Here is a 12,580-nt window from a genome sequence, read left to right as displayed (position 1 = left end):
TCGGCAAGCATACTCTTGTGGAGATCAATGTCCTGCGCGGACGGGCCGGAACTGCGAGGATCGCCGGATGACGGCGCTACCGGACTGGGCGGACGGCCTCGAGCTGGCACCCCACCCCGAGGGCGGCTGGTACCGGGAGACGTGGCGCAGCGACGTCTCGATCCCCGCGGCCGGGCTGCCCGCGGGCTACGCCGGCGAGCGCAGTGCCGGCACCGCGATCCTGTTCCTGCTGCTCCCGGGCGAGCAGTCGAGCTGGCACACCGTCCGGGGCGCCGAGCTGTGGCTGCACCACCGCGGCAGCCCGATCCGGCTCGATCTCGCCGGCGACGGCCCGGAGCCGGTCGCCCCGGCCGAGCACCTGCTCGGCCCGGACATCGGTGCGGGCCACCGCCCGCAGCTGGTGGTGCCACCCGGACACTGGCAGCGCGCCACCCCGGCGGGCGACGAGCCCGCCCTGGTCAGCTGCGTCGTCGTGCCGGGATTCGACTTCGCCGACTTTCGTCTCCGGGAAGGCTGACCCGAGTCGCGCCGGGCTTCCGGCAGCACGTCGGCCGGGACCCACCCGGGGGTCCCGGCCGACGGCCGAAGTTCATTCGTTCGAATGACAGCGATTCAGATGATCGACGCCTGGTTGCTCCGCTGCGCCGCGAAGAAGTCCGCCCACGACTCGACCTCGGGGTGCTGCTTGAGGAGCGCCCGGCGCTGACGCTCGGTCATCCCGCCCCACACTCCGAATTCGACCCTGTTGTCCAGTGCGTCCGCGCCGCACTGCATCAGAACCGGGCAGTGCCGGCAGATGGTCGCGGCCTTGCGCTGGGCGGCGCCGCGAACGAACAGCTGATCAGGGTCGACCGTGCGGCATCGCGCCTGCGTAACCCATGCAATGCGGGCCTCGGCCTCTTCTACGTCCAACCGGTGGCCCGGGGTGGTCACGGTCATCTTCTGCCCCTCCTGCAGTACAAGCGTCGCCCTCGCTGACGCTCTGGAAGTGCGTGAACCGCCCCTAACATGAGCGATGCTCACCACATTCCCGATCCAGTGTTATGTGAATCACACTGGATCACAATTTAGGCAATGTATAACGGTCCGCGCAAGATGCCTGGCCGATTTTTTGGTACGGACGTCCAGCCAGATCGAACCGGCTGGTCGCGCGGCGCAGCCCGACCGAGGGAGCCACGTACCCTGTCTTCGTGCCCATCGCAAAGACAGTCGCGAAACTCGCCGGATGCACGGCCCTGGCCGGCGCACTCCTCGCGGGTGTCATGTTCCCCCTCGCCGGTGGGTTCGGCATCGTGTCGAACCGCGCCGCGGACACCGTCGACAACGTCTCCGCCGAACTCGTCGAAGGTGACGTGCCCGCGGTGTCGACGATGGTCGACATCCAGGGCAACCCGATCGCGTGGCTGTACGAGCAGCGCCGATTCGAGGTGCCGAGCGACAAGATCTCCAACGACATGAAGCTGGCGATCGTGTCCGTCGAGGACCGCAGGTTCGCCGACCATCAGGGCGTCGACTGGCAGGGCACGGTGCGCGCCTTCCTGACGAACACCACCAGCGGGGAGGTCCAGCAGGGCGCGTCGACGATCGACCAGCAGTACGTGAAGAACTACCAGCTGCTGGTGGTCGCGAAGACCGACGCCGAGCGTCGCGCCGCGATCGAGACCACCCCGGCCCGCAAGATCCGGGAGATCCGGATGGCGCTCACGCTGGACAAAAAGCTCACCAAGGACGAGATCCTCACCCGCTACCTGAACCTGGTTCCGTTCGGCAACGCGTCGTTCGGCATCCAGGACGCCGCCCAGACCTACTTCGGGGTCGACGCGAAGGACCTGAACCTCACCCAGGCCGCGATGCTGGCCGGCATGGTCCAGTCCAGCTCGGCGCTGAACCCGTACACCAACCCCGAGGGCGTGCTCGAGCGGCGCAACACCGTGCTGGACACGATGATCGTCAACATCCCGGATCGGGCCGACGAGATCCGGGCCGCCAAGCAGCAGCCGCTCGGTGTGCTGCCGGAACCGAAGTCGCTGCCCCGCGGGTGCATCGCGGCCGGCGACCGCGGGTTCTTCTGCGACTACGCGCTGCAGTACCTCGCGAACGCCGGGATCAGCCGCGAACAGGTCGAGAAGGGCGGGATGCTGATCAAGACCACCCTCGACCCGACCGTGCAGAACTCGGTGCACGCCGCGCTCACCGCCACCGCGAAGCCCACCACCGAGGGGGTCGCCGAGGTGATGAACGTCGTGCAGCCCGGCCAGGACCAGCACCGCGTGCTCGCGATGAGCAGCAGCCGGAACTACGGCCTCAACGGCGCGATCAACGAAACGGTGCAACCGCAGCCGTACTCGCTCGTCGGCACCGGCGCGGGATCGATCTTCAAGATCTTCACCACCGCGGCGGCGATGGAGAAGGGCCTCGGTACCAGCGCGATCCTGCAGGTTCCGGGCCGCGTCGACGTCAAGGGGATGGGTAACGGCGGTGCCCGGGGCTGCCCGGCCGCGACCTACTGCGTCGAGAACGCAGGCAAGTACCCGCCGGCGCTGTCGGTCACCGACGCGCTCGCGCAGTCTCCGAACACGGCGTTCGTCAAGCTGATCGAGTCGGTGGGCGTGACCCCGACCGTCGACATGGCCGTCCGTCTCGGCATGCGGTCGTACGCGCAGCCCGGCACCTCCGGCTACGGGGACGGGCTGTCGATGGCCGACATGCAGAAGCAGCAGAACCTGGGCTCGTTCACCCTGGGTCCGACGTGGATCAACACGCTGGAGCTGTCGAACGTGGCCGCGACCCTGTCCTCGCACGGCAAGTGGTGCCCGCCGACGCCGATCGACTCGATCTACGACCGCGCCGGCAAGCCGGTCCCGATCACGCAGCAGGCCTGCGAACAGGTCGTCGAACCCGGGCTGGCCGACACCCTGGCGAACGCGCTGAGCAAGGACGACCAGCCCGGCGGCACCTCGGCGGCCGCCGCGGGCGCCAACGGGTGGAAGCTCCCGATGTCCGGCAAGACCGGTACGACCGAGTCGCACATGTCGTCGGCGTTCCTGGGATTCACCAACAACCTCGCCGGCGCCGTCTACGTGTACGCGGACTCGCCGACCCCGAAGGAGATCTGCACGTCGCCGCTGCGTCAGTGCGGCAGCGGCAACGTCTACGGCGGTAACGAACCGGCGCAGACCTGGTTCAAGGCGATGATGCCGGTCGTGGATCGGTTCGGGGCCACCGCGCTGCCCCCGATCGACCCGAAGTACCAGCGTGGCTCCCAGAACGCACAGGTACCGAACGTCGCGGGGATGAGCGAGTCGCAGGCGACCGCGGCCCTCAAGGCCGCCGGGTTCGGTGTGAACGCGGTCACGACCGCCGGTGACGGCGCCAAGGGCACCGTGCTGAGCTCGTCGCCGGCGGGGTCGGCGGTGCCGGGGTCGGCGGTGACGCTGTACGTCAGCGACGGCACGCTCCGGCAGGCCCCGGCGCCAGGCCCGGCCGCCCCGGCGCCCGGCCAGGTCCAGATCCAGCTGCCCGGCCTCCCGCCGCTTCCGCCGCTGCCACTGCCGCGGTAGCGGGCACGTCGCGTGGTGAGTGATCGTCACCCCAACCGGGGTGACGATCACTCACCGGGCGCGAAGCGCAGCGGAGCCGCCCCCTGCGCACCGGGCGCGAAGCGCAGCGGAGCCGCCCCCTGCGCACCGGGCGCGAAGCGCCTAGAGGCGGTCCTTGACCGCCTTCGAGATCCGTGACCCGTCGGCCTTGCCGCCGGCGAGCGCGGTCGCGGCCTTCATGACCTGCCCCATCTGCTTCATCCCGGGCCGCTCGCCGATGTCCTCGGCGACCTGGGCGATCGCGGTGTCGACGACGTCCGCGAGTTCTGCATCGGTGAGCGGCGTCGGCAGGTACTCGTCGATGATCTGCGCCTCGGCCCGCTCGTTGGCGGCGAGCTCGCCGCGCCCGTTCTCGGTGTAGATCTCGGCGGCCTCGCCGCGCTTCTTCGACTCCTTGGCGAGCACCTTGAGCACGTCGTCGTCGGTGAGTTCGCGGGCTTCCTTGCCGGAGACCTCCTCGGTCTGGATCGCGGCGAGGACCATCCGCAGGGTCTGGAGACGGAGGGTGTCCTTGGCCTTCATCGCGGCCGTCATGTCGGCGCGGAGCGTGGACTTCAGGGTGGTTGTGGAGTCGGGCATGGTTTCGAACGCTACGCGCCCGCACCGGCGCCGCGCATGTCGTTTGCGACCGCTGCGTATCCTGAATTGGTGTTCGACAACCCACGCACCACCCTCCGCGGAACAGCCGCCGGACTGGCGGGTGCCGCTGCCCTCGGCATCGGCTACGCCTCGCTGATCGAGCGGAACGCCTTCACCCTGCGCGAGGTGACGATGCCGGTCCTGGAGCCGGGCTCGTCGACGCTGCGGGTGCTGCACATCAGCGACCTGCACATGACGCCCGGGCAGAAGCTCAAGCAGAACTGGCTGCGGGAGCTGGACCGGCTCGAGCCGGATCTGGTGGTCAACACCGGCGACAACCTGTCGCACCCGCGGGCGGTCCCCTCCGTGGTGCAGTCGCTGGGCGGGCTCCTGGCGCGCCCCGGGCTGTTCGTCTTCGGCAGCAACGACTACTTCGGTCCGAAGCCGAAGAATCCGTTCAAGTACTTCAAGAAGGAGCACAAGCGCACCTTCGGTGAGCCGTTGCCGTGGCAGGACCTGCGCGCGGCGTTCACCGAGCGCGGTTGGCTGGACGTGACCCACACCCGCCGCGAACTCGAGGTCGCGGGTGTGCGGATCGCGACTGCGGGCGTCGACGACCCGCACCTGAAGCGGGACCGCTACGACACCGTCGCCGGGGCGCCGAACCCGATGGCGAACCTCAAGCTCGGCATCACGCACTCCCCCGAGCCGCGGGTGCTCGACCGATTCGCGAACGACGGTTACGACCTGGTGCTCGCCGGGCACACGCACGGCGGCCAGCTGTGCCTGCCGTTCTACGGGGCCCTGGTGACGAACTGTCAGCTGGACCGGTCGCGGGTGAAGGGCCCGTCGCGATGGGGCGCTCACATGCAGCTGCACGTCTCGGCGGGTATCGGCACGTCGCCATACGCGCCGGCCCGGTTCTGCTGCCGCCCCGAGGCGACCCTCCTGACCCTCGTCCCGGCACCCGAAAAAGGACCAAAACAGGGGGTCCAACCAGGCGTTTCGCTTTCTTCGGCAGTCGTACGCTAAGCTTTGCTGGCTGCCCGGGAACGGGTGGTCGGCAAGACCGGGGTGTGGCGCAGCTTGGTAGCGCGCTTCGTTCGGGACGAAGAGGTCGTGGGTTCAAATCCCGCCACCCCGACGGTCTTCGAAGGCGTCATTCGCACAGCGGATGGCGCCTTCGTTGCGTTCCGGGTGCCCCCGGCACCCGCACGACCCGGTGGGTCAGGCCGCCCGCGCCTGACGGCGGTAGGCCCCGGGAGCCAGCCCGTACTCCCGCCGGAAGGCCTTCGCGAACGCGAACTCCGAGCCGTACCCGGTCCGGGCGGCGACGGCGCTCAGCGGCGCGTCGGATTCGCGCAGCAGCGTGGCCGCGGTGGACATCCGCCACCGGGTCAGGTAGGCCATCGGGGGTTCACCGACCAGGGTGGCGAACCGCCGGGCGAACGCGGCGCGGGACAGACCCGCCCGGTCGGCCAGCGAGTCGACGGTCCACCGCGCGGACGGGTCCGCGTGGACGGCCGCCAGCGCGGGCGCGACCGCGGGATCGCCGAGCGCTGCCGCCCAGCCCGCGGCGTCCGCGCGGGGCTGGGCCTCGAGCCAGGCCCGCAGGATGTACAGCAGCAGCGAGTCGATCAGCGCGGGCACGATGCCGTCCGACCCGATCCGGGGGTTCTCCAGTTCCGCCCCGAGCAGTTGCACCGCCGCGCTCAGCTCGGGGTGGCGGCCGTGCCGGGTCGGCAGGTGGACCACCTCGGGGAGCTGGCGGACGAGCGGGTGGGGGCGCCGCTGGTCGAGGCGGTAGTTGCCGCACAGCAGGCTGGTGCGCGGGCCGTCGCCGCCGAGCGACAGCGTGCCGATCGGCGATCCCGGACGGAACTGCCCGGCCTCCTCCTCGTGGGCCGGCGTGGAGGGGTGGTCGGCGAGGATGTGGCCGCGGCCGTCGCGCAGGAAGACGACGTCGCCGGGGCTGAGCGCGATCGGCTGCAGGTGCGACGCGTCCTCCAGCGGCACCAGCCAGCAGCTGCCGTAGAGGACGACGTGGAAGCCGGCGCCCGCGACGGGCGGGAGCCGCAGCCCCCACGGTGCGCAACCCTCGGTGCGCACCGAGGACGGACTCCCGGTCCGCATCGACGCCAACGCCTCGGTCAGGATGTCCAACGCCCCTCGCCCTCCCTCGTCCCTCGGCCGGTGTCGTTCGGAGCCCCACGATACGGTCGTCGCGTTCAGCGGACCCTCAGCACGATCTTGCCCCGCACCCGGCCGGTCTCGATCAGCTCGTGCGCCTTCGCGACGTCGGCGAGGGCGAACGTCTCGGTGACGTGCGGCCGGATCCGGTCGGCGTCGACGAGTTCGGCAATCGCCTCCAGCGCAGCGTGGTCCGGCTCCACCGAGACCCCGGCGAAGCGGCGGCCCGCCGACTCGACGTGCGCCGCCAACTCGTGGTCCCGGTGCTCGACGATGCTCACCAGGGTGCCGCCCGGCCGCAGCACACGCAGCGACCGCGCGCCCTGCCCGGTGGAATCGAAGACGACGTCGAGGTCGCCGAGGATCTCGGTGAAGTCGGTGACCCGATGGTCGATCACCTCGTCGGCACCGAGTCCGCGGACGAAGTCGTGCTTCGCCGCGCTCGCCAGGGCGATCACGTGCGCACCGCGGGCCTTCGCGATCTGCACCGCCAGGTGTCCGACACCGCCCGCCGCCCGGTGGATCAGGACCCGGTCGCCGGCGCCCACCCCCGCCGCACCCACCAGGCCCTGCCAGGCGGTGAGCGCGGCCAACGGCAGCGCCGCGGCCTGCACGTGGTCGAGGGTGGCGGGCTTGGACGCCACCTGGGTCGACGGCGCCAGGACGTACTCGGCGTAGCCGGTCGCCGCTCGCGGGAACAGCGGCATGCCGTAGACCTCGTCACCGACCGCGAACCGAGATCCTGCGCCGGCCTCCTCGACCACACCCGAGATGTCCCAGCCGACCCCGAACGGCGGGGCGCCCAGCAGCGGGAACGCTCCCGACCGGACGGCCGCGTCGACCGGGTTGACGCCGCTCGCGTGCACCCGGACGAGGACCTCGCCGCGGCGCGGCACGGGTCGCTCTACCTCCACGGTCTCGAGCACCTCGGGAGCGCCGAGGACGTTCTGGATCACAGCCTGCATGGGGGTTCCCTCCTCAGTCGTTTGTGTTGCCGCACACGACATTAGGGAGGTCGGACGAGCCGCGGAATGTCCGAAGTGCTCGGAAACATGTCCGATCGTCCACGTCGACGACGGTCTCGGCCGCGTAGCATCGGCCACACGAGGACGGCCGGGAAGAAGTGGACGCGGGTGGCCGGTGACGGGATCGGTGAGCGCACCCTGCGGTTCGACGCCGCGGGCGTGACGCTGGACGGTGACCTCTGCGTGCCCGACCGGGCCCGGGGTGTCGTGGCGTTCGCGCACGGCGGCGGCAGCAGCAGGCACAGCCCCCGCAACCGGCACGTCGCGGCCGGGCTGCGAGCGACCGGATTCGCGACTCTCCTGGTGGATCTGCTGACCGAGGAGGAGACACGAATCGACCTCCACACCCGTGAGTTTCGCTTCGACATCCCCCGGCTGTCGGCGCGGCTGACCGCGGTCGTCGACTGGCTCGGCACCCACGTCGAACTCCCGGATGCCCTGTTCGGCGCGAGCACCGGCGCCGCGGCCGCACTGACCACGGCGGCCGACCGGCCGGAACGGGTCCGGGGCGTCGTCTCGCGCAGCGGCCGCCCCGACCTGGCCGGGGCCGCGCTGCGGCGGGTCGGCGCACCGACGTTGCTCATCGTCGGCGGTCACGACCGCCTCGTGCTCGAACTCAACCGACGGGCGGCCAAGTGCATCCCCGGACCCGTCGAGGTCGCGGTGGTGCCGGGCGCGACCCACCTGTTCGAGGAGGCAGGCGCCCTCGACGATGTCATCGACCTGGCGACCACGTTCCTGGCCCGGTGGATCGACGGGCAGCCGCGGGACCAGGCGTAGGCCCGGAGTTCGCAACGCGGCGTGTCGCGTCGGGACGCCCGCTCGTCAGTCCTGGTGGATCTGCACCAGGTTTCCGCAGGTGTCGTCGAAGACGGCCGACACACCGGACGGGTCGCTGGTCGGCTCGCCGGTGAACCGGACACCGAGCCCGATCAGCCGCTCGTACTCGGCTCGCACATCCGGGACACCGAACACGATGGACGGCAACCCGAGGCCGTACACACCCTCGCGGTAGGCGGTCGCGATCGGATTGTCGCTCGGTTCGAGCAGCAGGCCGACACCGTCCGGGTCCTCCGGGGACCTGACGATGTACAGCAGATGTTCGGGTACGGCGAGGAGCTCCTCGAAGCCGAGGGTCTTCGTGTAGAAGTCGAACGCCGCGGCGGGATCGATGACATGGATTCCGCACATCTTGATTCGCATGGCGTCGAGGCTAACGACCTCGGGACGACCCCGCAGGGCTCACACGCAACCGGCCAGGGCACAGTGTGGTGCACGCCACGACCCCAGGAGCGCCCGATCGACACCGCCACGCCCCGACTCGCGTATCGCGCGGCCCGCGTTGCGGTCCTGCTGTCGGCCGCGACGTGGACGGTGTCCTGTTCCGCCGCGGTCGACTCGGCGGCCCCGTCGCCGGCCGTCGACACCGCGACCTCGGTGGAGGCCGTTGGCCCGCCGGCCGGGGTGGCGAGTGTGCCGGACACCGACGCGCTGGCACTGCTGGCGACGCTGCCGGTGAAGGGCCGTGCCCCGAGGACCGGGTACTCGCGCGACCTGTTCGGCCAGGCGTGGACCGACGACGTGCGCGTCGCGGGCGGCCACAACGGATGCGACACCCGCAACGACGTGCTGCGCCGCGATCTGACCGACGCCACGACGAAGGCGGGCACCGCCGGCTGCAAGGTCGTGTCCGGCACACTGTTCGACGAATACACCGGCGAGACAGGAAGTTTCGAATCCGGACCGGACACCTCACCCCTGGCGCAGGTCGACCATCTGGTGTCGCTGTCGAACGCCTGGCAGACCGGCGCACAGCAGCTCGACGAGGCGACGCGGACCGACCTCGCGAACGACCCCCGCAACCTGCAGGCGGTCGGGGGCGCGGTGAACCAGCAGAAGGGCGACGGGGACGCCGCGACGTGGCTGCCGCCCCGCCGGGCCTACCGCTGTACGTACGTGGCCCGGCAGGTCGAGGTGAAGGCCGCGTACCGACTGTGGGTGACGCCCGCCGAACGCGACGCGATCGCGCGGGTGCTGAGCGGGTGCGGTGGCGCCGACCCCGCGCCGGCACCCGCGACTCCGGCGGCGCCCGCGGACCCGGGTGCCGTCCGGTATCCGACCTGCGCGGCCGCCCGGGCCGCCGGAGCCGCACCACTGCACGCCGGCTCGCCGGGGTACCGGCCCGACCTGGACGGCGACGGCGACGGGGTCGCGTGCGAGACGGCACCCCGCTGAACTGATTTTCGAAAACCGCACGCAGTCGGCGATCCCGCGGGGCAAAATGACCGATTCGGCCTCGGACCGGCTCACCATGGTTCCCTAAAATCCGCAGGTCACAGCGCTTTCGTTAAACAGTTGAAAATTCGACTTCACCCGCAGGTGAATTGTCTCGAAACTGCAACGGAATCTCACCGTCGCTGGCATGGTGTTGTGAATTTCAACCACCCGAGGCCCTACCGGCTGCCCGCCGAGGGGCGCAAGGAGATTCGATGTCCACACCCTCAGCGCGGAGTCTCGCCGTGCCGGTCACCTCTGCCGCGGTCGTCGCGGGCATGATGTTCACCGCCACGCCGGCGAGCGCAGCAGCCACAACCCTTCCCTTCACCAACTCCTGCCAGGCGAGCGCCGTGCTCACGGTTCACAAGACCGCGGCAACCTCCATGACGGTCGACGCGCCGGCATCGGTGGAGGCCGGTGAGACGTTCACGTACCGGATCCAGCCCGGCGGGTCGTCGTACCCGAACAGCGAGTCCGGTGCGACGACCACGAACATCTCTCGACTCAAGGTGGACTACAACATCCCGGCCAACGCCACCTTCGTCAGCGCATCGGTGGTACCCGGGACCGGCGTCAACCTCGACGGCGTCGCGCCGAGCGTGTTGCGCATCAACACCTCCGGCGCGGCGGATCCCGCGGGCACCCTCCTGCGCCTGTCGGGCAACAACGAGGTCATCGCCAACGGCGGCAACAACAGCACCAACAGCGAGGGCGGGATCCGGGCCCCGAAGCTGCAGAAGGACCTCAACGGAAACTCGACCGGCGGCGACAGCTGGTTCCGGCTGCCCGCGATCGACGTGACGGTGACGGCAACCGCGCCGGGCGTGATCACCCCGACCATCCGCACGGCCGGAAATGCAGGTAGCTACAACAACAACGAGAACTACTACTCCTTCCTGCCGCGCGCGTCGTTCCTCGGCGGCACCCAGTGGGCTCCGACTCGCTGCACCCCGCGCGACAACAAGGACGCGGCACTCAACGCCGGCGCCGGCCCGCTGGCCACGATCACGGTCAACAATGCGGGTCCGGTTGTCGTCGACAGCACCACGACGCTGAACGTCCCGGCGACCGCGAAGACCGGCACCGCGGTGGACCTCACCGCCACCGTCGCCCCGAACGACGCGACCGGCACCGTCGAATTCAAGGACGGTGCAACCGTTCTCGGCTCCGCACCCGTCACGGGCGGGACCGCGACGCTGAACCACACGTTCACCGCGAACGGGACCCACAGCATCACCGCCGTCTACGGCGGCGACGCCACGCACCACCCGTCCACCTCCGCGGCGGGCCCGGTGGAGGTCACGACCGATCCGGTGATCGTCGACTCCACCACCACGGTCACCGCCCCGGCCACCGCGAAGACCGGTACCGCGGTCGACCTGACCGCCGCCGTCGCCCCGGCAGGCGCGACCGGCACGGTGCAGTTCAAGGACGGCGCGACCGACATCGGTGCGCCGGTCCCGGTGACGGACGGCTCCGCGACCCTGAACCACACGTTCACGACGACCGGGGCGCACGCGATCACCGCGGTGTACTCCGGTGACGCGACGCATCGCCCCTCGACGTCCGCGGCGGCGACCGTCGACGTCTCGGTCAACATGGTCGACTCGACGACCACGCTGAACGTCCCGGCGACCGCCAAGACCGGCACCGCCGTCGACCTCACCGCCACCGTCACCCCCGCCGAGGCCACCGGCACCGTCGAATTCAAGGACGGCGCAACCGTTCTCGGCACCGCCCCGGTCACCGGCGGCACCGCCACGCTGAACCACACGTTCACCGCCGACGGCACCCACAGCATCACCGCCGTCTACAGCGGTGACACCGGGCACAACACGTCGACCTCGGGCGCCGGCACGGTGGAGGTCTCCACCGACCCGGTCATCGTCGACTCGACGACCACGCTGAACGTCCCGGCGACCGCCAAGACCGGCACCGCCGTCGACCTCACCGCCACCGTCACCCCCGCCGAGGCCACCGGCACCGTCGAATTCAAGGACGGCGCAACCGTTCTCGGCACCGCCCCGGTCACCGGCGGCACCGCCACGCTGAGCCACACGTTCACCACGGTCGGCACCCACGACATCACCGCCGGGTACTCCGGTGACACGACGCACCGCCCGTCCACCGCGTCCGCGGGGGCGATCGAGGTCTCGGTCGACGTCGTCGACACCACCACGACGCTGAACGTGCCGGGCAACGCGACCACCGGCGAATCCGTGGACCTCTGGGCACTGGTGAAGTCCCCGGAGAACACCGACGCGGTCGGCGGCACCGTCCAGTTCAAGGACGGCGGCACCGACATCGGCGGCCCGATCGCACTCGTCGACGGCGGCGCGAAGCTGGCACACACGTTCACCAGCGCCGGCAACCACTCGATCACCGCCGTCTACAGCGGCGCGGACGGCTTCAACGGCTCGACCGGGCAGGCGAAGACGGTGACCGTCACCGATCCGGTGCCGGTCGAGGTGGCCACGGTGACGACGCTCGAGGCGCCGGCGACGGCGACGAAGGGCGATCCGGTGAACCTGACCGCGACGGTCAAGACCGAGTCCGGTGACGCGGTCACCACCGGCACTGTGCGCTTCATGGACGGCACCACCCCGATCGGCGAGGCCGTGAACGTCGTCGACGGCAAGGCCGTCCTGCCGTACGCGTTCGGTGAGACCGGCGCCCGCCAGATCACCGCGGTGTACACCGGCAGCACCGGGTTCAAGGAGTCGACCTCCACGGCCTCCACGGTGACCGTGTCCGCGCCGGGCAACCCCGGTGGCGGCGGCAGCCTCGGCTCGCTGGAGAACATCTTCGGTTCCTGACGGTCCCGATCCCACTGAAGGACGGACGCCCCTCACCGCCACGGTGAGGGGCGTCCCGCCGTTCCGAGCCCCGCAACGGGGGTGCGCGCAACCC

Annotated in this window: 10 protein-coding genes, 1 tRNA gene and 1 pseudogene; 7 read left to right on the top strand and 5 right to left on the bottom strand. The window is 70.6% G+C overall.

Features of this window, described 5'->3' with window-relative positions; all coding sequences use genetic code 11:
- Nucleotides 1–67 precede the first annotated feature (67 nt).
- Nucleotides 68–517: a cupin domain-containing protein gene (locus tag ABD951_RS15255; RefSeq protein WP_345346304.1), complete on the top strand. Its 450-nt coding sequence runs from the start codon at nucleotides 68–70 to the stop codon at nucleotides 515–517.
- A 95-nt stretch (nucleotides 518–612) separates the two neighbouring features.
- Here the strand turns inward: ABD951_RS15255 and ABD951_RS15250 are convergent, their stop codons facing one another.
- Complete coding sequence (locus tag ABD951_RS15250) at nucleotides 613–939, bottom strand: WhiB family transcriptional regulator (protein ID WP_345346301.1); 327 nt, start codon at nucleotides 937–939, stop codon at nucleotides 613–615.
- A 251-nt stretch (nucleotides 940–1,190) separates the two neighbouring features.
- Here ABD951_RS15250 and ABD951_RS15245 point away from each other — a divergent pair, with 251 nt between their 5' ends.
- Nucleotides 1,191–3,560 carry a penicillin-binding protein gene (locus tag ABD951_RS15245; protein WP_345346298.1) on the top strand — a complete coding sequence of 790 codons (2,370 nt, stop codon included), beginning with the start codon at nucleotides 1,191–1,193 and terminating at the stop codon, nucleotides 3,558–3,560.
- Nucleotides 3,561–3,701: 141 nt separating this feature from the next.
- Here ABD951_RS15245 and ABD951_RS15240 read toward each other — a convergent pair whose 3' ends face one another.
- Nucleotides 3,702–4,178: a GatB/YqeY domain-containing protein gene (locus ABD951_RS15240; protein WP_345346295.1), complete on the bottom strand. Its 477-nt coding sequence runs from the start codon at nucleotides 4,176–4,178 to the stop codon at nucleotides 3,702–3,704.
- Between the two features lie 69 nt (nucleotides 4,179–4,247).
- On the opposite strand from ABD951_RS15240, the gene ABD951_RS15235 reads away from it, so the two are divergent.
- Both ABD951_RS15235 and ABD951_RS15230 read left to right on the top strand, forming a co-directional pair.
- Nucleotides 4,248–5,210 (top strand): metallophosphoesterase, encoded by a 963-nt coding sequence (locus ABD951_RS15235; protein ID WP_345346293.1) that lies wholly within the window; start codon nucleotides 4,248–4,250, stop codon nucleotides 5,208–5,210.
- A gap of 38 nt (nucleotides 5,211–5,248) precedes the next feature.
- Nucleotides 5,249–5,322 (top strand) — tRNA-Pro (locus ABD951_RS15230).
- A gap of 83 nt (nucleotides 5,323–5,405) precedes the next feature.
- On the opposite strand, the gene ABD951_RS15225 is transcribed toward ABD951_RS15230, so the two are convergent.
- On the bottom strand, nucleotides 5,406–6,341 hold the full coding sequence (locus ABD951_RS15225; RefSeq protein WP_345346290.1) for an AraC family transcriptional regulator: 936 nt from the start codon (nucleotides 6,339–6,341) through the stop codon (nucleotides 5,406–5,408).
- Nucleotides 6,342–6,406: 65 nt separating this feature from the next.
- Nucleotides 6,407–7,333 carry an NADP-dependent oxidoreductase gene (locus ABD951_RS15220; protein WP_345346288.1) on the bottom strand — a complete coding sequence of 309 codons (927 nt, stop codon included), beginning with the start codon at nucleotides 7,331–7,333 and terminating at the stop codon, nucleotides 6,407–6,409.
- 210 nt (nucleotides 7,334–7,543) lie between these two features.
- Here ABD951_RS15220 and ABD951_RS15215 point away from each other — a divergent pair.
- A pseudogene (locus ABD951_RS15215) lies at nucleotides 7,544–8,173 on the top strand (dienelactone hydrolase family protein); the annotation flags it as partial.
- A 45-nt stretch (nucleotides 8,174–8,218) separates the two neighbouring features.
- Here the strand turns inward: ABD951_RS15215 and ABD951_RS15210 are convergent.
- Nucleotides 8,219–8,596: a VOC family protein gene (locus tag ABD951_RS15210; RefSeq protein ID WP_345346285.1), complete on the bottom strand. Its 378-nt coding sequence runs from the start codon at nucleotides 8,594–8,596 to the stop codon at nucleotides 8,219–8,221.
- Nucleotides 8,597–8,767: 171 nt separating this feature from the next.
- Between ABD951_RS15210 and ABD951_RS15205 the strand changes: the two genes are divergently transcribed.
- Entirely contained in the window at nucleotides 8,768–9,628 is an 861-nt protein-coding gene (locus ABD951_RS15205; protein ID WP_345346282.1) for a GmrSD restriction endonuclease domain-containing protein, read from the top strand.
- Between the two features lie 254 nt (nucleotides 9,629–9,882).
- Nucleotides 9,883–12,486: a beta strand repeat-containing protein gene (locus ABD951_RS15200; protein WP_345346279.1), complete on the top strand. Its 2,604-nt coding sequence runs from the start codon at nucleotides 9,883–9,885 to the stop codon at nucleotides 12,484–12,486.
- Nucleotides 12,487–12,580 lie beyond the last annotated feature (94 nt).

The organism is Rhodococcus olei (assembly GCF_039540555.1).
Classification (GTDB): Bacteria; Actinomycetota; Actinomycetes; order Mycobacteriales; family Mycobacteriaceae; genus Rhodococcus_G; species Rhodococcus_G olei.
The sequence above is the reverse complement of the archived record's forward strand: the minus strand, read 5'-3'. Positions and strand labels throughout refer to the sequence as shown.